Below are 21,580 nucleotides of genomic sequence, written 5' to 3'. Positions count from 1 at the left end.
GGTCGGAACTGGTAAGTATCTCTCGGGGAAACCGCCGACAGTGACGACCGCAGTCCGACGCGCGGGAGCGTTCGCCGTCGTCGGGGCGGGGGCGCTCCTCATCCCACTCGCCGCTCGACAGCTGCCGCCGGCGGCCGCGACGGTTCTCGGGACGGTCCCGTTTCTGGCGCTGGCAGCCGCCGCCTTGCAGTTTATCGACGCGGGATTCGTCTTCGAGCTGTTCGCTCGCCCGGGCGACCGACGAGACGGGCGATTGTACGGCCTGGCCGGATTTTCGCTTTCGATCGCCGCACTCGGGCTGCTCGCTTTGCAGTTCGACATGCCGGTCGCCGTCCCGGTGATGGCCGCGTTCGTCCTCGGGGTCGGCAATCTCGGTGGCCACGTCGCTAGCGACTTGGGGGCCGACCCCGTGGGATCGACGGCCGGGTTCGTTGCCACCGGCTCGGTCGCCGGCGTCCTCGGCCAGCTCGCGAGCAATGGGATCGTCGGAACCACAGCGGCGATGCCCGTGACCGTGTTCCTGGCCGTCAGCGGTGCCTTACTCGGTGCGCTCCTCCGGTCTGTCTTGTTCGAACGCGACGATCCACTCGTGCTCATTTCGATCGGACTGCTGCTGTGGCTGTTCGCCGATCTGCCACTCTCGGTGACGCCGACCGGCATCGCGCTCGCGCTCGCGATCACGGTCGCATTGGGGTACGTCTCTTATGCCCTGGACACCGCCTCGCTGCCGGGGATGTTGACCGGCGTCTTCCTCAGCCTGCTGACGATCGTCGTCGGCGACTACGGCTGGTTCGCCATGCTGATCACTTTCTTTGGCGGTGGCGGGTTGGCCAGCAAGTTCAGATACGCCGAGAAAGTAAAGCGCGGGGTCGCCCAGGAGAACGAGGGGGCACGCGGCAGCGGGAACGTGTTGGCGAACTCGCTGGTCGCTCTCGGGGCCGTCCTGGCGGCCGCCGCAAGCCCCCGACTCACGACGCTCTCCCCGGAGGTGTTTTTGTTCGTGTTTGCCGGTTCGGTTGCGGCGGCCATGAGTGATACACTCTCGAGTGAGTTTGGCGGGCTCTACGACGCGCCGCGACTGATCACGACGCTGGAACGCGTCGAACCGGGCACTGACGGTGGTGTCACCTGGCAGGGGGAACTCGCCGGGTTGTCGGGCGCGGCGCTCATTGCGGCTATCGCGCTGGTCGCCTTCGAGACCATCGCCGCGTTGGGCGCGACAGTCATCGTCTGTAGCGGATTCGTGGGCATGACCGTCGACAGTCTCCTCGGGGCGACACTGGAAGGCCAGTGGCTGGGCAACCAGGGTGTCAATTTCCTGGCTACGCTGTCGGCCGGTGTGGTCGGCGGGGTGCTCGCCGTCGGCGTGGGGCTGGTGTGACCGACGCCACACCGGCCGTCCGGATCAGGTCTGCCAGGGAGAGTGACCTGCCGGTGCTCCGGTCGATTCAGCACCGAACACTGGCCGAACCAGCCCCGGACGTTCTGACTGCGATCGTCGGAGGGGCTGGGCTGGCCCTGGTTGCCGTCCGTGCCCAGCCAGTCGGCTACGTGCTGGCGTTGACGCCGGGCAAACTCGCGTACGTGCCGGAACTCGCCGTTGTGCCCGCCCACCAGCGGAACGGGATCGGGACCCAACTCCTCGAACGTGTCGTCCAGCGAGCGGGAGCCGATGGAGCGAGGCAACTACGTGTGACTGTTCATGCCGACGACGAGTCGGCCAGACGGTTTTATCGCGACCGCGGGTTCGACATCGAGAAGCGTCTGCCCGAGCAGTTCGATGCCGGGTCCGGTGTCGGTCTGCTCTTGGTCCGGGACTGCGGGTGATCGAGGGGTGGACGTCAGGCCACTTCCACGGTCGAGACGCGCACGCTCGTCGGTTGTTTGACGAACTCGTCGCGGTCGGCGGCGACGATCCGGCCCACACCGCGCTGGGCGGCCACGTCGAGCAACCGCTGGGTGACCGCGCCATCGAGGACGACCGTCGCGGGGACCGGATCGGCGCCACGGACCGCTTCGAACGCTTCCTCGGCCGGGGCCTCGGCCAACGTTGCCAGTGAGTCATCGAGAAGGCGGACGGCTGCGGTGCCGTCACCGATCACGGCCTGGACGTGATCGTCCAGGGTCTCGTCTGCAGCCGGCTCGGTCTCTGTCTCTCCCTCGCCCTCACCGTCACGTTCGCGTGTCGCGGGCTGCTCGCTGGTCGCCTCGTCCGTTCTCGCTTCTTGGGTGGTGTCGGTGGGTGGGGTCTGCTCGTCCTCGCGGCCCCCGCGTTCACTCTGTGCTTGTAGGCTGTCTTCTGTGGCTCCGCCGTCGGCTCCTTTCGCGGAAGCGTCCCCGCTGTCGGCCCGCCCGATCGTCTCCTCGGTGACTGCTTTGGCGGGGACCTTCTCCTGTAGTGCCCCGGTCACTTCCGACCGCGAGAGGTCCTCGACGGACCGGCCCGCTGGGGCAAAAGCGACGTAATCGACGCTGCCGACTTGCGCGAGTTCTTTCAGGATGAGGTCGCCCCCGCGATCGCCGTCCAGAAAGGCGGTCACGGTTCGCCGCTGGGTCAACTCGGCGATGGAATCGGGAACGTCAGTTCCTTCGACAGCAACCGCGTTCTTGATTCCGTATTCGAGCAGCGTCGTTACGTCGGCACGACCTTCGACGACGACGATCGCATCACTGTTTGCGACGCGTGGGCCGGCCGGCAGCCCCTCGTAGTCGGTGATCCGGTCGACCCGGACCCGACGGCGGACCTCCTCGACGAGTTCCTCGCTGGTGACGGCCTCTTCGTCGAAGGCCGCGAGCAGTTCCTCGGCTCGATCGACGATCGCCCTGCGTTTTGCCGTCCTGACGTCCTCTAACTCGGTGACTTCGACGTCAGCCCGGCACGGACCAACGCGGTCGATCGACTCCAGGGAAGCCGCGAGAATGGCCGTCTCGACGCGATCGAGGCCGCTGGCGATAGTGACGTTTCCGCGCGATTGCCCGTCCTGTGCCTGGACTTCGACGTCGATCCGGCCGACTTTCGAAGACTCCTGAAGCGTCCGGAGATCGAGGTCGTCGCCGAGGAGCCCTTCGGTCTGGCCGAAGATCGCGCCGACGACGTCACTCCGCTCGACCACCCCGTTGGCTTCGATCTGTGCGTGAATGAGGTATTTCGATGAATCTTGCATTGGTGATCTGCCCCGTGATGAGGCGTGATGATGGTGATGATGCCATGGCCGGTCGCATGGACGCCCACGAGTACGGTATCCGATAGCAAATACCTGTCGGGATGCAGACATCGGGTGTCCGTTGCCAGGGGCAGAGGCACTCTCGCCGGCTGCCGTTGCCCTCTTTGGGCCGTTCGCGTACTGAATGGCCTTCTTCCGTTTGACTCCAATTTGTTCAGATTTTCTTTTCGAACGGGCCGATTGGATATGGGTAGTAACTATTAAACCGAAACGTCGACACATCGAATATACAGATGGGAGACGCCCGCGAAACGTGGTTTTGGGGTGCCGTTGCCCTCCTGTTGAGTGGCCTGGCGATTCCGTGGTTTCTCTGGGGCAGCGACACCGTCGTCGCCGGCCTTCCGGTGTGGCTGTGGTGGCACGTCGGTTGGATGGGTCTGACAGCCGTTGTCTTCTATCTCTTCACCAGGCGCGCCTGGGGTGTCGGCATCGACGGGGGTGTCACGGATGGCTAACGTGGCCGTCCAGGTCGGCATCGTTGTCGGCTATCTGTTGGTCGCGTTGGCGGTCGGACTGGTCGCGTACCGCCTCACCGAGCGCTCGGCCGAGGACTACTACCTGGCCGGCCGGACGATCGGGACTGTCGTCCTCCTGTTTACGACCTTCGCGACGCTGTTGTCGGCGTTTACCTTTTTTGGCGGCCCCAACCTGGCGTTCGGTGCTGGCCCGGAGTGGATCCTCGTCATGGGCCTGATGGACGGCGTTATCTTCGGGATCCTGTGGTACGTGATGGGCTACAAGCAGTGGCTGATCGGCCGGGCACACGGCTATGTCACCGTCGGCGAGATGCTCGGCGACCGGTTCAACTCCCGCAACTTGCGCGGGCTGATCGCGGCGATCAGTCTGTTCTGGTTGTTGCAGTACGTGATGCTCCAGCAGGTCGGGGCCGGTCGCGCACTCGAATCGCTCACTGACGGTGCGATCCCCTACTGGGCGGGCGCGACACTGATCACCGTCTTCATGATCGGGTACGTCGTCCTGGCGGGGATGCGTGGTGTCGCCTGGACGGACACGCTCCAGGGGCTGTTCATGCTCGGGTTGGTCTGGATCGCTCTGGGCTGGGTCGTCCTCTCTGCTGGCGGGCCGAGCGAGCTGACGGCGGCGATGGGCGAGGCCAAGCCCGCGTTTCTCGCCTTGGGCGGGGGGCTGTACTCGCCACAATACATGCTTTCGATGGCCATTGCCATCGCCTTTGGCGTCGCCATGTTCCCCCAAATCAACCAGCGATTCTTCGTTGCCCGCAGCCAGCGCGTCCTCAAGCGAACCCTCGCGTTGTGGCCGGTGCTGGTCATCTTGCTGTTCGTCCCGGCGTTCATCCTCGGTGCCTGGGCGGCCGGACTCGGCATCGCCCCGAACGCCGAGGGCAATATCCTCCCGCCGCTGTTGAACGCCTACACGCCGACGTGGTTCGCGGCGCTGGTCGTCGCCGGCGCGATGGCCGCGATGATGTCTTCCAGTGACTCGATGCTGCTGTCCGGGTCGTCGTACCTGACGCGGGACCTCTATCGGCCCTTCGTCGACCCGGATGCCAGTGACCGTCGGGAGGACTTCGTGGCTCGGCTGGCTGTGGTTGCCTTCGCGCTGATCGCGCTCGTGATGAGTCTCGGGACGGACTTGACGCTGATCGAGATCGGCGCGACGGCTTTCAAGGGCTACGCACAGCTGACCTTGCCCGTACTGGTCGCGCTGTACTGGCGGGGAACCACGCGAGCGGGCATGCTCGCCGGGATCGGTCTCAGTCAGGCGTTCTACCTGCTGGCGACGTTCACCGACGTCGTACCGGCGACCTACTTGGGCTGGCAGGCCGGTCTCGTCGGGATGGGGCTTGGCCTCGTGTTGACGGTCGGTGTCTCACTGGTGACCACCGCCAGCCAGGACGCCGATCGGTCGCTGTTCGAGGGGCTGAACGCAGACTGAGTACGTTTAACAGGTGTACCTGAGAACTCATACCCATGCAAACACACATCGTTCCGGTCGGGTTCGACTACGACCGGCTCATCGCGCCGCTGGTCCGGGAGCAACGTACCGTCGACCGCGCCATCCTGCTGGAAGGAGCGATCGGCACCGAAGCCAACGCCGAATACTCTCGGCTGTTGACTAGCCAACTGGAGAAAGACTTCCAGAACCTGCTTGGCTCGAACACCGAGCGCATCCTCGTCGAGGACGTCTACGACTACGATGCCGCCTTCGAGCAGGGTTTCTCGCTGATCAGCGCGGAACTCGACCGCGATCCCGACGCCGAAGTTTGGCTCAACATCTCGGCGATGCCACGGACGGTCAGCTTCGCCTTCGCCACTGCGGCCCACTCGATCGCCGTCGAGCGGGAGGGCGATCGCGAGCGGATCCACACCTACTACACGGCCCCCGAGAAGTACCTCGAAACGGAACTCGCCGAAGAGTTGCGCGAGCAGATAGACCTCTTAGAGGATCTCTCGGCGGATGTCGACGCCGAACAGATCGACGACCGCCTGGCCAGCGCCACGGATCTCATCGAGGAGTTCGACGAGCGCGGGACGACCATCGGCGCAAAGGAGATCGACGGCAGCTACATGGTCGAAATCCCCGTCGCCTCCTTCTCGAACATCAAACCCTTCGAAGAACTCATCCTCTTTACGCTGGGCGAACACGGCGAGTTCGAATCCGTCTCGGAACTCGCTCAGGCCCTGGCCGAGGACCTAGAGGAGGAGTACACTGATAGTTTCCGCTCGAAAGTTCTCTACAACGTCGATCGCCTCGGGCCGGGCGGGAAAGGCTACATCGAGCAAGAGGAACACGGCAAGTCCTATCGGACGCGCCTCTCGCGGATCGGCGAACTCTGGGTTCGTGCCCATTCTGGCGAGCGACCGGACGCCGCTGTTTCCGGCACCGGCTCGTAGTCGCCGTCGGTGAGCGTTCTGTTCCCTCTCAGGCCTGTAGAACGGCGGCGAGATCGCCGCTGTCCTCGTGTTCCTGCAGGATGTCGCTGCCACCGACGAACTCCCCGTCGACGTACGTCTGGGGGACTGTCTCCCAGCCGCTGTGGTCCTCTAAGGCCCCCCGGTACGCGGGCAACGATTCGAGGACGTTTACCGTCACAAAGTCCTCGCGATGGGCACGTATCAACCCGACCGCCCGCTGAGAGAATCCACACTGGGGGCGCTGTGGTGTCCCTTTCATGAACAGGACTACTTCGCTGTCGGCGATAATTCGATCGACCTGATCGGCGACAGCTTCCGAGCCTGTGGGTGTCTCTGTTGACATCGTCAGTGCCACGCCTCGTGGCGGGCTACCTGTTGGGGACGGAGCAATATCCGCCCCTTCCTGTGACGTGCTATCAGGGGTCGGGGTCGTCGACGCTCGACTCGGCTTCCGCCGGCGTGTGGGTCGTCACCTTCAGGGCGTGGATCTCTGTCGTCATCACGTCTTCTAGGGCGTCGTAGACGAGTTCGTGCTGGTCGACGAGTGATTTCCCGGCGAAGGCGGGTGAGACGACCTCGGCGGCGAGGTGCTCGGTGTCGTTCGGTCGCGGGTGGGTGACGGTCGCCTCCGCATCGGGAATGGCCGCTTCGATTCGGGCCTCGACGTCGGCGGGGTCCATAGCTGTGCTGGCTGATCACCGGCCAAAGGGATTGTGCTCGTGACAATCTTCGTCCCGCGGTCTCTGTCCGAACCAACACGAAACCTTCAATCCGGCGGGCCGTCGAATCGGGTATATGCGACGGTACGTCCAGTCTGCCGGCCGCGCCACGCCGCCGACCGAGCCCGCTGTGGACGCCCATCTCGTAGTAGTAGGGGCGGCCTAGCCCCACCACTCTCCTCACCAACGTTTCAGTTGCAGATTGTGAGCACAGCCAGTCAGCGAATACGGAACACGGAAATCACCGACCACCAACGGACAAATAATGAGCACGGATCACTCAGACGACGCGAGCGACGAACCGACACCTGATGCCACACTCGATGGGGACTACGACCCCAGCGAGGCAGAGCCTGCGTGGCAGGACTACTGGGTCGAGACGGATACCTACGCCTACGAGGAACCCGACACGCCCGACGCCGATACGCAGTTCACCATCGACACGCCGCCGCCGACGGTTTCAGGCGATCTGCACATGGGTCACCTCTATCAGTTCACCTTACAGGACTTCGTGGCCCGGTTTCACCGGATGGCCGAGGACACGGCGTACTTCCCCTTTGGCTACGACGACAACGGCATCGCCTCCGAGCGCCTGACCGAGCGGGAACTGGGGATTCGCCACCAGGACTACCAGCGCCACCAGTTCCAGGAGAAGTGCCGAGAGGTCTGTGCCGACTACGAGGCCGCCTTCACCCACAACGTCCAGTCGCTTGCTATCTCGATCGACTGGGACAACACCTACAAGACGATCGAACCCCGCGTCCAGCGCCTCTCTCAACTGTCCTTTCTCGACCTGTACGAACAGGGCCGGGAGTACCAACAGCGCGCGCCGACGATCTGGTGTCCCGACTGCGAGACGGCCATCTCCCAGGTCGAACAGGAGGACACGGACAAGGCAACCACGTTCAACGACATCGCCTTCCCCTTGATCGAGGACGGGGCGGGCGATGCCGACGACGGTGAGACGCTGACGATTTCGACGACTCGCCCGGAACTCCTGCCGGCCTGTGTCTCGATTTTCGTCCATCCCGACGACGACGAAAATCAGCATCTCGTCGGCGGGACCGCCGAAGTCCCCCTCTTTGGTCAGGAAGTCCCGATCATCGAGGACGAGCGCGTCGACTTAGAGACCGGTAGCGGCGTCGTCATGTGTTGTACCTTCGGCGACCAGACCGACATCGAGTGGTACCAGGCCCACGACCTGCCCCTCCGGATCGCTATCGACGAGTCGGGGACGATGACCGACCGCGCCGGCGAGTACGAGGGTCTGAGTACCGAGGAGGCCCGCGAGGCCATCATCGAGGACCTCGACGACGCGGGACACCTCCTTGAGAGTCGCGACCACCAGCACACGGTCCAGGTCCACGAGCGCTGTGAGCACGAAGTCGAGTACCTCGTCACCGAGCAGTGGTACGTCGAGATGCTCGATCGGACCGACGAATACCTCGAAGCCGGCCGGGAGATGGACTGGTACCCCGAGAAGATGTTCTCCCGCTATCAACACTGGATCGAAGGGCTCGAGTGGGACTGGTGTATCTCCCGCCAGCGGGACTCGGGTATCCCGATCCCGGTGTGGTACTGTGATGAGTGTGGTGAGGCGATCCTCGCCGACCACGAAGACCTGCCGGTTGATCCACTCAGTGACGACCCCCCCGTCGACGCCTGTCCGGAGTGTGGTGGGGAGTCGATCACGCCCGAGGAGGACGTCTTTGACACCTGGGCGACCTCCTCGCTGACGCCGCTGATCAACTCCGGTTGGGACTACGATTCCGACGCCCAGGCGTTCACCTTCGACAACCCGGAACTGTACCCGATGAACCTCCGGCCCCAGGGCCACGACATCATCTCCTTTTGGCTGTTTCACACGATCGTGAAGTGCTACGAGCACACGGGCGAGGTCCCCTTCGAATCGGTGATGGTCAACGGCATGGTGCTCGATGAGAACCGCGAGGCCATGTCCAAATCGAAGGGCAACGTCGTCACGCCTGCGGAGGTTCTCGACGAGTTCCCGGTCGATGCCGCCCGCTACTGGGCCGCCGGGACCTCCATCGGCGACGACTTCCCCTTCAAGGAGAACGACCTCGAAGCCGGCGAGCGCTTACTCCAGAAACTCTGGAACGCCTCGAAGCTCGTCGACCAACTCGCCCCCGAGACGGATCCTGACGAGCCCGACGAGCTGGCGGCGATCGACCGCTGGCTGCTGGCGAGTCTGGACAACACCGTCGAGAACATCACCGAGAAACTCACCGACTACGAGTTCTCGAAGGCCCGTGACGAACTGCGAACCTTCTTCTGGTCGACGTTCTGTGACGACTACCTCGAAATCGCCAAACAGCGTGAGGACGACTCGGCGGCCTACGCACTCTCGGTCGCTCACCGCACGTTCCTGCAGTTGTTCGCCCCGTTCTTGCCCCACGTCACCGAGGAGATCTGGCAGGCCCGTTACGCCGACGACACGACGACGGCCTCGATCCACACCACCGACTGGCCCGAGCCACGGGGCTACGAGGCCGACATCGCGGCCGGCGAGCAGGCGATGGCAGTCATCGGGGTTCTCCGCCGGTACAAGACTGAGCAAGGACTCGCACTGAACGCTGATCTCGGCCGCGTCGAGGTCTTCGCGGACGTCAGTGGCTTCGCCGAGGCCATCAGCGGCGCGATGCACGTCGAGGAACTGATCGTCAGGGACGACGCCCCCGAGATCGGGACCGAAATCGTCGACATCGACCTCGATTACGCGACGGTCGGCCCGAAGTACGGCGACCAGGTTGGCGATATCGAGGCCGCGATCGGTCAGGGTGACTACGAGATCGACGGCGAGCAGTTACACGCTGGCGACATCACCCTCGAAGCCGACGCCTTCGAGGTTCGGGAGGCTCACACCTACGCCGGCGAGGGCGAGCTACTCGAGACCGAGGGCGACCTGGCGGTCGTCGTGCAGGATTGAACACTGGCCGATAACTCCCGACAGCCTTCGCCGCTTCCCGACGTGGGTTATCCGTCGAACCCGTAGGCCGACTCGATGGCACTCGAATTCGACGGCACGACGACCGGTATTGCCTTTCTGGTCCTCCTGGCCGTCTTGATCGGTGGTACCGTGATGAGCCCCATGCAAACGAGCACTGTCGCGATGGTCTCGGGCGGGCTGGCTGTCTTTGGCCTGGTGACGCTGTTGCTGGGCGTCAAACACGGCGAGTATCGCGCCGGGCACTGACCACGACTCGTTTCTGGGCGTTCACTCCCGTTGTTTGATACGGTGGGTCAAGAGCGCAAGCACCGTCGCGAGGACGGTCAATCCAACCGCCCCGATAGCGGCGAGGTGGTGGGCGGCGACAGTGTGGTCGAAGGCGCCATTGACGTAGGGTTCGGCCCGCAGCCAGGTGTGATGTGGCCCGTCCAGTACCGGCCAGAAGTAGTCGACGAGATCGTTCAGCCCGTACCAGCCGACGGCGAGGCCGATCGCGGGCAAGCTGAAGGTAGCGTAGCGGTGGATGACGAACGCTTCGAGAGCCATCGCCAGGTGACTGCCGATCAGGAAGACGTACAGCCAGGTAGCGATCCCCTCAGGGCCGTTGAGAAATAGCTGGACAAACGGGGTCCAGAATCCGAGCTTGATACAGCCAAAAAAGGCCAGCACGTGCAGCCAATCGACGTCGAGATCGAGTCGCCAGGCGATCAACGAGAGCCCGATCAACAGCGTCGCCACGGGGCTGTCGGGGATCAGCGGCCAAGCTGCAAGTGGCGCCGCGCCGAGTTGCCCTTCGATCAGCGGCGGGGTGACGTCCAGTGGTCGACCGGCGTAGTACCAGACCCCAAAGACAGTGCCAACGAGATTGACGATGGCGATCGGCCAGGCAAGTCCCAAACCAACGTCTTCGAGCCACGCGGGCAACGGCGCGACGTAGCGTGGGGCGTCACCCCGTTGTGGCAGGTCGGCGGACGTATATCGGGCGACGATCCCTCCCGGGCGCCGCCCTGGCCCGTGGCTGTCGGTCATACACAGGGCAACGGCGACCGGAGGCAAAACTCCCGTGATCGGCGAGTGTGTCGGTGATATCGAGCCCAGATCCCGTCAGGCTCGCCACTCGTGGCCACACGCCTCACAGGCGAAATAGCGCCAGTCGATGCCGCCCGGGACCTGATCGGTGCTGACTCGTTCGCGGTCGCCGCTGCCACATGCCGGACACGCCGAGAGGGATGACACACTCGTTGCCATGGCCGACGAATCGATGGCCTGACAAAAAGAACTTACAGAAGGGGCAATCTCGAAGGGGTTCTCTGTGGCTGCCCACCTGGGCTCGACGGCGACGGTCGCTGACGTGGCGTTCAGGAGCCGATCACTCCATCGAGAGCGTAATCTCTCCGTCGAAGTTCAGGATAACCTCCTGGGTGACGTCGCCGAACAACGCTTTGCCGGTCGGTGAGCGTCGCTGCCCGACGAGGAATACGTGTTCACAGTCGTTGTCTCTGGCTGTCGAGAGGATCGTCTCGGCACGCTCGTCGTCGTCGACGATAGCCAGGCGCACCTCGGCAGTCACGTCAGTTCCGTCGGTGGCTTCCTCGGCTGCCTTCCTGGCATCGCTTTTCAGCCCCTCCCGGAGTTCGTCGTCGGAGTAACTCCGTTGTTCGACCTCACCGATCGTCTCCATGGTCTCTGCCATCTGATCGTAGTCTGCCGGGGAAGCGGTACGCAACACCAGCAACTCCGCTCCACGACAGTCACTGAACGCCGTCGCCGTCTCCAGCAGCTCGATCTCTCGCTCGTTGCCGTCCATGACGACAACCAAGTGTCGTGCCATGCCCACACGTCCGGCCGAAACCGTAATCAACGTGGCGGTCAGCCAGGCACCGGAGTCAGATCCGCCCGTGCAATCCCGCCCGACGGGGGTACGAGCGAGACTGAAGCCGGCCGTCGGGAGTCGATCCGAAGAGGAGTGAAATCAGGCGAAAAATCATCTTTCGTAGATACGTCCAAGTCCCAACGCGATATCGCCGAGGACACGCTCACCTGTCCAGTATTCACTATTGTGTGGCCCGTTGGTGGTCTTTCGCCTGCTGCACGGCGCCTATCGCGTGACAGATGCGATCTGGCTGGGCCAGTACTTGGCCGACGCCGTCGGCGCGCTGTCCAGTGGCAAATCCTCGGCGATGCTGGTCGCTGTGAGCGGAGGGTCGACGCCACATGTCCTGGCCCGATCGCTGTCCACTCGCCCGAGGCGTCTTTGCTCTCCATGTCCACGATGACTCGCCGACAGGTGTCAATAGCCAACGGAGCCATTTTTCCGCGTTCCAAACCTTGAAGCGCATCTTGGGGTCACGGTGTACGTATGGGAAAGCCCTCCAGACGATCGGTGCTCGTGAGCCTCGGGACGGCAATCGCCGGACTCGCCGGCTGTTCGGACGCGACGACGTCACCGACCAACAGCGGACCCAGCGACACGACCGCACCGATGGGGACCACTACAGCGACGCCGACGCACAGTGGGACCGAGACGACAGCCCGGGCCGAAACGATCCCGAAGACCGGTCAGCCGGGCGGCGTCGAGACCTTCGACGAGGCACTTCCGCCGTTGCTGGCGGAATGGGGAATTCCGGGCGCGACGGTAGCGGTGATGGAGCGGGAACAACTCGTGTTCACGCGCGGATACGGAACCGTCGGCCCGGACAGCGACGAACCCGTCCGCCCGGCGGCCCCATTCCGCATCGGCAGCCTCTCGAAGCCGATCACCGCCGTCGCAACCCTTGATCTCGTCGAGAAGGGGACACTGTCGCTCGACGATCGGGCCTTCGAGATCCGTTCGGACCTGCTCCCGGCCGAGGGACCGGCCGATCCCCGTGTCGAGGAGATCACGGTCCGCCAACTTCTCGCCCATACGGCTGGCTGGGACCGCGGGACGATCGGGTTCGATCCGGTATTCGCGCCGACCAAGGTGGCCAAAGCCCAAGGGACAACGCCGCCAGCCAGCGCCGAAACGACGATCGAATTCGCGCTCGACCGGGACCTCGGCTACGATCCCGGCACCCAATTCCAGTACGCTAATTTGGGCTACTGCGTCCTTGGCCGTGTTATCGAGGGTGTCACCGGCGAGGACTACGAGCGTCACGTCCGGGAGACCATTCTGGAACCGCTCGGCGCGGGGGATGTCGCCATCGGTGCGACCCGAAAGACGAACCTCCGCGCAGAGGAGGTCAGCTATCTGAGTCACGCCACGGTCGAGTCCCCGTTCCCCGGTGAAGGGGAGGTTCCGCGTCCCTACGGCGCCGGAGTCCTGGGAGAAGCCCTGGACGCCGACGGCGGGTGGGTCGGATCGGCCCCGGACCTGTTGCGGTTCGTCCGTGGCATCGATGGGCTGGGTGGTGTCCCGGACGTACTCGACGTCGAAACCAGGGAGCAAATGTTCGCTCGCCCGGACGTGAGCCACTGGGACGGTGCCGATCAGTACTACGGCCTGGGCTGGTTCGTCGATCGCAGTGGGGACGGGACGCTGCTCTGGCATAACGGATCGCTGCCCGGCAGTTACGCCTTCCTCGCACACGACCGGACCAACTCACGAACCCTCCTCGCCCTGTTCAACGGACGGTCACCGGACCAGCTGTTCGAACAGTTCAACGTGGCCGCCCAGCGAACCCTCCTCCGAGCCACTCGCAACGTCGACACCTGGCCCACTCGTGACTACTTCGAGAACGACATCTGAGACAGGGGCGACCACGATTGGAGACGAATACGGTCGAAGGCACACACCGTCTAGCTGGTTGCGGAATCGCTTTTGACCTCGTTCGAACGCACTTTGTCAACCTCCCGGAGGATACCGACTGGCTGTTTGCGGAGAGGATTCCACGGCCAGTGACTGTTTGCGGGGGGGACCGACGACCGGCGAACACCCGGACGGCAACGATCCGAAGAGTATTAAACCACAGCGGGTGAACTATTTCTTCGTGGAGAAGTCTGAGTCCCAGAGCGATATCACCGAGGGGACGCTTATCCGCCCGATGCTCTCTATCGCCTGGCCGCTGGTGGTCTTTCAACTGCTGAACGTCGCCTACAACGTGACAGATACGATCTGGCTGGGCCACTACTCGACCGACGCCGTCGGTGCGCTGAGCATCGCCTGGCCCCTCATTTTTCTCTTTATTTCGATCGCTGGCGGGTTCAACTCCGCCGGCGCGATCCTCGTTGCCCAGTACACCGGTGCTGACAGCGATGGCTCGGCCGGCAAAGTGACGGGCAACCAGTTGACCTTCGTCATCAGTATGGCCGCGATTCTGGGCATCACGGGCTTTTTGTTGTCCGACCAGTTGCTCGCCTTGCTGCCGTCCGGGGCGGCGACGACCGAGCGGATCATCCCGATGGCCAACGACTACATGGAAGTGTTCTACCTCGGGTTGCCGTTCCTGTTTACCTTCTTCGTGTTCTCGACGGTGATGCGTGGGTACGGCGACACGAAGACGCCGATGTACGTCATGGCCGGCAGCGTCGCACTGAACCTCGTTATCGATCCCATCCTCATCTTCGGGTTCGCCGACAACCCACTGTTCTACCCGCCCGGTCTCGACGCGATCGGTGCGACGCTGGCCGACCTGACGGCCTTTGGCGGCCTCGGCATCGAGGGTGCAGCCATCGCGACGGTCTCCTCGCGCGGGCTGGCAGCCGTCGTCGGGATCGCGCTGCTGTTCTTTGGCGGGTACGGCCCGGCTGTCGAGATCCGCCACCTGTGGCCGGATCTGCGTGTCATCCGGGATATCGTCGACCTGGGCTTGCCGACGACGGCCGAGCAATCGGCCGCAGCGCTGGGACAGATCACGATGACGGCGATGGTTTCGATGTTCTCGCCCGCGGTCGTGGCCGCCTACGGCCTCACGAATCGCATCGGGACGATCGTGTTCCTGCCGTCGATGGGGCTGGGTCGGGCGACCAACACCATGGTCGGCCAGAACCTCGGGGCCGGCAAGCCCGAGCGGGCCGAACGGGCCACCTGGCTCGCCTCGAAAGTCGCTGTCGGCGTGCTGTTGGTCGCGGCCGTGGTGGCTTTCATCTTCCCCGAGCAGATCGTCGGCGTGTTCCTCGGGACCGGGACTGAAAAAGCGGCAGTTACGCTCGCGTTCGCGGCGACGTACCTGCAAGTCAGGGCCTTCGAGTTTGGCTTTATGGGCCTGTTTCAGGTCATTCTGGGGGCGTTCCGCGGTGCGGGCAACACCCGAATCGCGATGGTCCTCTCGATCGTCGCGCTGTGGCTCGGTCGTGTCCCGCTCGTGTACCTGCTCGCGGTCGATCCAGGGATGCTCGGCGAACTGGGTATCTGGATCGGCTTCGCGGCCGGTGACGTCATCGGTGGGATCGTCGCCGTGTTGTGGTTTACTCGTGGGACGTGGAAAGAGGCCGTCATCGAAGAGTCCAGTGGCGAGGAGTCCGCTAGCGAGGAGGCTCCCTCTGCTGGATAGACGGCAACGGCCGCGGCCACCGTTCCCTGTTCGGTCAGTGACACCCGCCGCGCCGAGAGCGTGACATATATCTCGGTTGGGTCGTAGCCTACTCCCATGGGAACGAGTAACCAGGTCGGACCGGGGGTACCCGAGCACACGGATCCGGCTACGGACGTCCGCGCGGATTATGACTATACGAGCGAGGAGGTACAGCGGCCGGGGCTCGTCGCGGATCTTCGCGAGCGGATCGACGGGGACGTCCGCTTCGATGAGTATTCACGGGAACTGTACGCGACCGACGCAAGCGCCTACGAGGTGTTGCCCATCGGCGTCGTCTTCCCGACATCGACGGCCGACGTGGCCAGTGTCGTCGAATACTGTGCCCAACGGGAGATTCCGGTCCTGCCACGGGGTGGGGGTACGAGTCTGGCCGGCCAGACTGTCAACGAGGCCGTGGTCCTGGATTTCACTCGCTACATGGACTCGGTGCTGGAGACGGACCCCGAGAACGCTCGGGCTCGGGTCCAAGCCGGGACGTACATCGGCGACATGAACAAGGAGTTCGCCGAACACGATCTCAAATTCGCGCCCGACCCGGCCTACGGCGACAAAAGCGCCGTCGCCGGCGCAATCGGCAACAACTCTACCGGCTCACACTCGCTGAAGTACGGCAAGACCGACGCCTACGTCGACTCGGTTGAAGTCGTCCTCGCGGATGGGACGGTCACGGAATTTGGCGAGGTCACGCTGGAGGAACTACAGGATCGAGCCGATCCGGACGGCGACCTCGAATCGCGGATCTACGCGGAGGTCGATCGGATTCTCGAGGAGGAGGCCGACACCGTCGACGAGCGGTTCCCGGACCTGAAACGCAACGTTTCGGGATACAACCTGGATCGGCTGATCGAGGAGGCCGCGGAGGGCACGGTCAACCTCGCGCGCCTGTTGGCCGGGAGCGAGGGTACCCTCGCCGTCATCACCGAGGCCGAGGTCTCCCTGGAGCCGGTCCCCGAAACGAAGTCCATCGCATTGCTGGCCTACGAGGATCTCGTCGCCGCGATGGAAGACGTCGCCGTCATCCTCGAACACGATCCATCGGCGCTTGAAGTGCTCGACGAGACACTGCTGGAGCTTGCGGGGCAAACCGAGGATTTCGGCCCGCTCGTCGCGGAGATGGTTCCCGAGGGGACGGGGGCGATGTTGCTCGTCGAATTCTACGCCGAGACCGACCAGGAGGGCCGCCAGAAAGTCGCCGATCTGATCGCCGACCGTGTGCCCGATGGCGAAAGCGAACTGCAACCCAGCGACGGGGCCACAGAGATCACCGACGATCCCCACTACGCCTTCGACGCTCAGGAGGCCCACGCCGACGACGAGCGCAAGCGCTTCTGGAAACTCCGCAAGAGCGGCAACCCAATCTTGCTGGGCCGGACGACCGACGCCAAACACATCAGCTTCATCGAGGACACGGCCGTCCCGCCGGAGAATCTCCCCGAATACGTCGCGGACTTCCAGGAGTTGCTCGAAGACGTCGGGACCTTTGCAGCCTTCTACGCCCACGCCGGCCCGGGCTGTCTGCACATCCGGCCCTTGGTCAACACCAAGACCACGGAGGGCATGGAGCAGTTCGAGGCTATCGCTGAAGGGGCGACCGATCTGGTCGTCGAGTACGGCGGTAGCGTCTCTGGCGAACACGGTGACGGGCGGGCTCGCTCGCAGTTCAACCGCAAACTGTACGGCGATGATCTCTGGGAGACCTTCGAGGAACTGAAGACCGCGTTCGATCCCGACTGGTTGCTCAATCCGGGCAACATCTGTGGCGACCACGACATGACCGAGCACCTCCGGTTCAGCCCCGACTACGACTTCGAGCTCGGGTTCGAGCCGACCCTCAACTGGGACAACGACAACGGGATGCAGGGTATGGTCGAACTCTGTCACGGCTGTGGTGGGTGTCGCGGTCCCCAGGATACGACCGGCGGCGTGATGTGTCCCACCTTCCGGGCAAGCGAGGAAGAGATCACCTCGACTCGGGGTCGAGCGAACATGCTCCGCCAGGCCATGAGTGGCGACCTGCCCGACGACGTGACCGACGAGGAGTTCGTCACGGAGGTGCTCGATCTGTGTATCGGCTGTAAAGGTTGTGCCAAAGACTGCCCCAGCGAGGTCGACATGGCCAAGCTCAAAGCCGAAGTCGTCCACCAGCACCACCAGGAACACGGCTCCAGCCTCCGGGACAAGCTGTTTGCCAACGTCGATCGACTGTTCCCACTCGGGAGTGCACTCGCGCCGGTTTCGAACTGGGCACAGTCGGTGCCCGGAGCGAGCTTCCTCCAGGAGAAACTTCTCGGGATCGCTCGCGAACGGAGTTTCCCGACGTTTTACCGGGAGACGTTCGTCGACTGGTTTGCCGACCGCGGACCGCAGGTCCCCATCGAGGAGGCCAAGCACAAGGTGTTGCTGTTTCCCGATACGTTCTCGAATTACAACCGGCCCCAGGCCGGCAAAGCTGCCGTGGAAGTGCTCGAAGCTGCCGGGGTCCACGTCGAGGTCCCCGCCGCGGTCGAAGACAGCGGCCGGGCAGCCCACTCGAAGGGCTTTCTCGATATGGCCCGCGAGCACGCCCGCGAGAACGTCGATACGCTCGCGCCCCGGGTCGCCGAGGGCTGGGACGTGGTGAGCGTCGAACCCTCCGTCGCGGTGATGTTCCAGCTCGATTATCTGGATCTCCTCTCGGGTTCGGACGTCGAAACGCTCGCCGAGAACGCCTACGGCGTCTTCGAGTATCTGGAGACGCACGGGCTGGTCGAGCAACTCGACGTCGAGCCGACCGGCGAGACGTTGACCTACCACGGACACTGCCAGCAGAAGGCCGTCAAGAAAGACCATCACACGTCGTCGGTGCTGTCGCGCGTCGGGTTTGCAGTCGATCATCTCGACAGCGGCTGTTGTGGGATGGCTGGTTCCTTCGGCTACGAGGCCGAACATTACTCGTTGAGCCAGGCCGTCGGGCAGATCTTGTTCGATCAGATCGAGTCGAGTCCGGGCGAGCGCGTCATCGCCCCTGGTGCGTCTTGCCGCCACCAGATCGGCGAAGGTGAGACTGCCAGTGACGATCCACCCCATCCCGTCGAGGTGTTGGCCACGGACCTCGTGGCGTAATTGGTCGCCGATTCACCCGACGTGGCGGGGACGAACCCAGTCACAGCGCTTATATGCTGGCGAGCGGACTAGTCGAACAGATGTCCCGACGGGTCGCTGCGGTCGGGTTCGTCCTGGTGGTCGCCGCCCTCGTCGGGGCCCCGATCGCAGCTGCAAACGGTCTGCCTCTTGCCTTCTCGTCCGGTGACCAGCTGGACGAGGCGGCTCCGTCTTCCCCCTCACCTGCCGTCGCGGCTCCCGATCGTGGGGCGACGCTGCTGGCGGTCGGGGCCGAGGACTTCGATCAGACCTTGTTCCGCATCGAGGTTTCACAGACGACTGCTGCACGTTGGACGTTCCAGTATGCGCGGGTATTCGGCGACAACGAGTCTGAACGGGACAACTTCGAGGCGTTTGCAGCGAATTTCCGGACCAACCAGACGGATCTGTATGCTGGGTTCGTCGATCAAGCAACAGCGCTCGCGGCGACTGGGGCGAACGTCACCGGGCGCTCGATGAACGCGACGAACTTCAGCCGTGATGCCTACGTCACACCACTGGGTAACCGTGGCGTCGTCGAAATGTCGTTCACGTGGACGAACTTCGGGACACGCCAGGGCGAGGACATCCTCGTGAGTGACGTCTTCCAGGGCGGCCTCCACATCCAGTCCGACCAGCGACTGCGGTTCGTCGCCGGGCCCGAGTTGGCGTTCGAACGCGCCACCCCATCACCGACCAACAGCTCCGGATTGACGATCCCACAGAGCGACTCCATCACTTGGGTTGGCGAGCAAACGTTCACCGACCAGCATCCGTCCGTCGTCTTCCAACCGTCCAGTGCCCTTCTCACGCCAACGACGACAACGCGCCAAGCTGGCGGGACCGAGCCAGGCGGAACCGGATCGACACCGACTGCGACACCAGCCCTGACGACCACCGGTCAATCGCCGACGACCGCCGCCGGGGCCACGGGTCCCGATTTCGGTCCCCTGGTGGTCCTGGCAGCACTCGGTCTCATCGCCCTCGGGATCGGGGTTGCAGCCTGGCTGAATGGCGTCTTCGACCCGGATGAAGCGGGCGCCAGCGGGACGACCACCGACGACACTGACCGACCGGCCGACACTGTGGCCGACTCCCCCACCCCCGCCGAACCGAGCGTCGACGAGGCCGAGTTGCTCAGCGACCGTGATCGGGTTGTGAATCTTCTGGAGGAGCATGGTGGGCGGATGCGACAGACCGCTATCGTCGACGCCACCGAGTGGTCGAAGTCCAAGGTGAGTATGCTCCTCTCGGAGATGGAAGACGACGACGAGATCACCAAACTGCGGGTCGGCCGAGAGAACATCATTAGTTTGCCGGGCAACGAGCCTGCGGCCGCTCGATCACCGTTCGACGATATCGATGACAGCGAGCAGTGAGCGTGGCCCTGTGAGAGAATAGCGTAATCGAGTGAAAGCGGAACCGTTAAACCCGTCTCTACGCAACGTCTGAGTGCGCTCTGGTGGTGTAGTCCGGCCAATCATCTTGCCCTCTCACGGCAAGGACCAGGGTTCAAATCCCTGCCGGAGCACTTCTGTCGCGAGCAAATCCGTGAGTGACGCATGCAGCATTTGAACCGGGGCCACAGTCCCGGAACTGCAACGAAGTGAGCTCCCCGGGACGTCTTCACTCGGCTCAATCCCTGCCGGAGTTCTCGTGAGCGAGCGTTCGCGAGCGAACGAGGGCACGGGAGACGGGCGGCACTCGTCTCACGGTGCACTTCTGTCGCGAGCAAATCCGTGAGTGACGCACATTCCCCGGGTTTTGACCGATCACCACTCACGTGCGACTCGAGAACCAAGTGAGTTCGAGCAATCAGCGCCGGGTGTCGGCTACGCTTCAGATCCCGAAAACGGCACCCAATCGACACGGAGAATGAGGACGATACCGGCCAGAATGATGAGCTGTAGGATACCTGTCACGATTGCGATGGCGTGGACGGCCGTGCCAGGTTCGATCACTGGGAACACCAGTGCGAGCATCGTCATCAGGATGAGATCCATCGTCAACAGGAACGACCACAGCGTGTTCATACTCATAGCTGGCAGCTACTCTATTACTTGTGCAGGGTGATATCAAGTGCCCGGTAATCCTCGAGGAACGCCCCTTCGCCACCCACTTTGATCTCATCTGCCCCGATCTGTAGTTTGAGGCCGTATTCGAGGGGGAAACTGTTCGTCGTGGGGGCGACGAGGCCCTGGATGACATCGATGACATCGCCTGTGATCTCTCGTTTCCGGGTCCCGTTGACCGGCACGGCAGTAGCCGTGGCCTTGATGGGTTGGTCTCTGGCGACGTGGAGGATCGCCTGAATGGCTGCCGGGCGGATATGATGGTAGGTGAGCGGCAGGTCCCGCGGCGGAGCCAGATATATCTCTTCGCCCATCTGCCAGAACCCACTCACGTACGAACCGAACAGGGCGGTCGTCAGGCGTCGCTCGACGACCGAGATACTGTCCGCTTCGGGCCGTGACCCGGCGATGAGGTCGTGATCACCGATCATGCCAGCCCGGTTGTCCCGCGCCAGGACGAACGGCGTCGGCTCTCCCCAATGTCGGACGACGGTCGCGGCGCCCTCGTACTGTTCGGTATTCTCTCTGAGGTCTTGTCGGTTCCCGGCTGTTTTCAGCAGGTAAATCGAGACGTCCCGATCGATCGCCCCAGAGAGTGACGGCCGCAGCTCGTCGAAGGTGGACTTCGGGGCGACGAGGAACAGCTCTTCTTCGGCGTCCCCGATCATTTCTCGAAGCTGTTTGAGGGCCGTCTGGCGGGATTTGATCACGTCGAAGGTGATCATCTCGTCGGGATTCTCGTCGTATCGCCGTGAGAGGAGATCACCAACCGCTTCGAGATCGCCGACGATCTCGTCGATCACTTCCTGTGGCGGTCGACTTTCGATGATCCGGGGTTCGGTGTAGTCGTGGACTTTCACGAAGCCGTGGTCTTCGAGCTCTTCGACGAGACTGTAGACGTATCGCCGCGAGATATCGGCGTTCTCGGCGATCTCACTCGCAGTCCCCTTCCCCAGATCAAGGATCTCCAGATACGTCTCGATCTCCTTATCCGAGAGGTCGAGCCGTTCGAGTTGCTCGATGATTTGTGATCGCTGTTTCGCTTGACTCATGACAGGCGAATGTGG

The 21,580-nt window shown here is 63.5% G+C and carries 19 protein-coding genes and 1 tRNA gene; 12 read left to right on the top strand and 8 right to left on the bottom strand.

From position 1 onward, the window contains the following. Nucleotides 1–40 precede the first annotated feature (40 nt). Both Hrd1104_RS10235 and Hrd1104_RS10230 read left to right on the top strand, forming a co-directional pair. Nucleotides 41–1,381, top strand: coding sequence for a DUF92 domain-containing protein (locus Hrd1104_RS10235; RefSeq protein WP_154552665.1), 1,341 nt, complete (start codon nucleotides 41–43; stop codon nucleotides 1,379–1,381). Next, a complete protein-coding gene (locus tag Hrd1104_RS10230) occupies nucleotides 1,378–1,827 on the top strand; it encodes a GNAT family N-acetyltransferase (protein WP_154552664.1) in 450 nt (149 codons plus the stop codon). Before Hrd1104_RS10235 ends, Hrd1104_RS10230 begins: the two co-directional genes overlap by 4 nt. Before the next feature lie 14 nt (nucleotides 1,828–1,841). Here the strand turns inward: Hrd1104_RS10230 and dnaG are convergent, their stop codons facing one another. Beyond that, the gene (gene dnaG / locus Hrd1104_RS10225; RefSeq protein WP_154552663.1) at nucleotides 1,842–3,164 is read right to left on the bottom strand and encodes a DNA primase DnaG; all 1,323 of its coding nucleotides are present in this window, start codon (nucleotides 3,162–3,164) and stop codon (nucleotides 1,842–1,844) included. Nucleotides 3,165–3,457: 293 nt separating this feature from the next. Here dnaG and Hrd1104_RS10220 point away from each other — a divergent pair, with 293 nt between their 5' ends. The 3 genes from Hrd1104_RS10220 to Hrd1104_RS10210 are packed head-to-tail and all read left to right on the top strand — an operon-like array spanning nucleotide 3,458 to nucleotide 6,100. Continuing rightward, nucleotides 3,458–3,679, top strand: a complete 222-nt coding sequence (locus tag Hrd1104_RS10220; RefSeq protein ID WP_154552662.1) for a DUF3311 domain-containing protein — start codon at nucleotides 3,458–3,460, stop codon at nucleotides 3,677–3,679. After that, nucleotides 3,672–5,141 (top strand): sodium:solute symporter, encoded by a 1,470-nt coding sequence (locus tag Hrd1104_RS10215; protein ID WP_154552661.1) that lies wholly within the window; start codon nucleotides 3,672–3,674, stop codon nucleotides 5,139–5,141. Before Hrd1104_RS10220 ends, Hrd1104_RS10215 begins: the two co-directional genes overlap by 8 nt. A gap of 35 nt (nucleotides 5,142–5,176) precedes the next feature. After that, nucleotides 5,177–6,100: a DUF6293 family protein gene (locus Hrd1104_RS10210; RefSeq protein WP_154552660.1), complete on the top strand. Its 924-nt coding sequence runs from the start codon at nucleotides 5,177–5,179 to the stop codon at nucleotides 6,098–6,100. A gap of 28 nt (nucleotides 6,101–6,128) precedes the next feature. Here Hrd1104_RS10210 and Hrd1104_RS10205 read toward each other — a convergent pair whose 3' ends face one another. Next, on the bottom strand, nucleotides 6,129–6,464 hold the full coding sequence (locus tag Hrd1104_RS10205; protein WP_154552659.1) for a glutaredoxin: 336 nt from the start codon (nucleotides 6,462–6,464) through the stop codon (nucleotides 6,129–6,131). Nucleotides 6,465–6,537: 73 nt separating this feature from the next. Next, complete coding sequence (locus Hrd1104_RS10200) at nucleotides 6,538–6,801, bottom strand: BolA family protein (RefSeq protein WP_154552658.1); 264 nt, start codon at nucleotides 6,799–6,801, stop codon at nucleotides 6,538–6,540. 304 nt (nucleotides 6,802–7,105) lie between these two features. On the opposite strand from Hrd1104_RS10200, the gene Hrd1104_RS10195 reads away from it, so the two are divergent. Together Hrd1104_RS10195 and Hrd1104_RS10190 are read left to right on the top strand one after the other, a co-directional pair. Next, nucleotides 7,106–9,787 (top strand): valine--tRNA ligase, encoded by a 2,682-nt coding sequence (locus Hrd1104_RS10195; protein ID WP_154552657.1) that lies wholly within the window; start codon nucleotides 7,106–7,108, stop codon nucleotides 9,785–9,787. A 75-nt stretch (nucleotides 9,788–9,862) separates the two neighbouring features. After that, complete coding sequence (locus Hrd1104_RS10190; RefSeq protein ID WP_154552656.1) at nucleotides 9,863–10,054, top strand: hypothetical protein; 192 nt, start codon at nucleotides 9,863–9,865, stop codon at nucleotides 10,052–10,054. A gap of 21 nt (nucleotides 10,055–10,075) precedes the next feature. On the opposite strand, the gene Hrd1104_RS10185 is transcribed toward Hrd1104_RS10190, so the two are convergent. The 3 genes from Hrd1104_RS10185 to Hrd1104_RS10180 form a co-directional block, all read right to left on the bottom strand. Continuing rightward, nucleotides 10,076–10,837: a DUF1405 domain-containing protein gene (locus Hrd1104_RS10185; protein WP_154552655.1), complete on the bottom strand. Its 762-nt coding sequence runs from the start codon at nucleotides 10,835–10,837 to the stop codon at nucleotides 10,076–10,078. Between the two features lie 75 nt (nucleotides 10,838–10,912). Then, on the bottom strand, nucleotides 10,913–11,056 hold the full coding sequence (locus tag Hrd1104_RS13145; protein ID WP_195837578.1) for a hypothetical protein: 144 nt from the start codon (nucleotides 11,054–11,056) through the stop codon (nucleotides 10,913–10,915). Between the two features lie 121 nt (nucleotides 11,057–11,177). After that, complete coding sequence (locus Hrd1104_RS10180) at nucleotides 11,178–11,639, bottom strand: universal stress protein (protein ID WP_154552654.1); 462 nt, start codon at nucleotides 11,637–11,639, stop codon at nucleotides 11,178–11,180. A 528-nt stretch (nucleotides 11,640–12,167) separates the two neighbouring features. On the opposite strand from Hrd1104_RS10180, the gene Hrd1104_RS10175 reads away from it, so the two are divergent. From Hrd1104_RS10175 to Hrd1104_RS10155, 5 genes are all read left to right on the top strand, one after another. Beyond that, nucleotides 12,168–13,535 carry a serine hydrolase gene (locus Hrd1104_RS10175; RefSeq protein WP_154552653.1) on the top strand — a complete coding sequence of 456 codons (1,368 nt, stop codon included), beginning with the start codon at nucleotides 12,168–12,170 and terminating at the stop codon, nucleotides 13,533–13,535. Between the two features lie 295 nt (nucleotides 13,536–13,830). After that, nucleotides 13,831–15,279: an MATE family efflux transporter gene (locus Hrd1104_RS10170; protein WP_154553236.1), complete on the top strand. Its 1,449-nt coding sequence runs from the start codon at nucleotides 13,831–13,833 to the stop codon at nucleotides 15,277–15,279. A gap of 96 nt (nucleotides 15,280–15,375) precedes the next feature. Continuing rightward, on the top strand, nucleotides 15,376–18,423 hold the full coding sequence (locus Hrd1104_RS10165) for an FAD-binding and (Fe-S)-binding domain-containing protein (protein ID WP_154552652.1): 3,048 nt from the start codon (nucleotides 15,376–15,378) through the stop codon (nucleotides 18,421–18,423). 80 nt (nucleotides 18,424–18,503) lie between these two features. Further along, entirely contained in the window at nucleotides 18,504–19,820 is a 1,317-nt protein-coding gene (locus Hrd1104_RS10160; protein WP_154552651.1) for a helix-turn-helix domain-containing protein, read from the top strand. A 77-nt stretch (nucleotides 19,821–19,897) separates the two neighbouring features. Beyond that, nucleotides 19,898–19,972 (top strand) — tRNA-Glu (locus Hrd1104_RS10155). A 301-nt stretch (nucleotides 19,973–20,273) separates the two neighbouring features. Here the strand turns inward: Hrd1104_RS10155 and Hrd1104_RS10150 are convergent. Beyond that, nucleotides 20,274–20,480: a hypothetical protein gene (locus Hrd1104_RS10150; RefSeq protein WP_154552650.1), complete on the bottom strand. Its 207-nt coding sequence runs from the start codon at nucleotides 20,478–20,480 to the stop codon at nucleotides 20,274–20,276. Nucleotides 20,481–20,497: 17 nt separating this feature from the next. Then, a complete protein-coding gene (locus tag Hrd1104_RS10145; protein WP_154552649.1) occupies nucleotides 20,498–21,565 on the bottom strand; it encodes a TrmB family transcriptional regulator sugar-binding domain-containing protein in 1,068 nt (355 codons plus the stop codon). Nucleotides 21,566–21,580: the final 15 nt, after the last annotated feature.

Source organism: Halorhabdus sp. CBA1104 (genome assembly GCF_009690625.1).
GTDB lineage: Archaea > Halobacteriota > Halobacteria > Halobacteriales > Haloarculaceae > Halorhabdus.
This window is presented reverse-complemented; position numbering and strand designations above follow the sequence as displayed.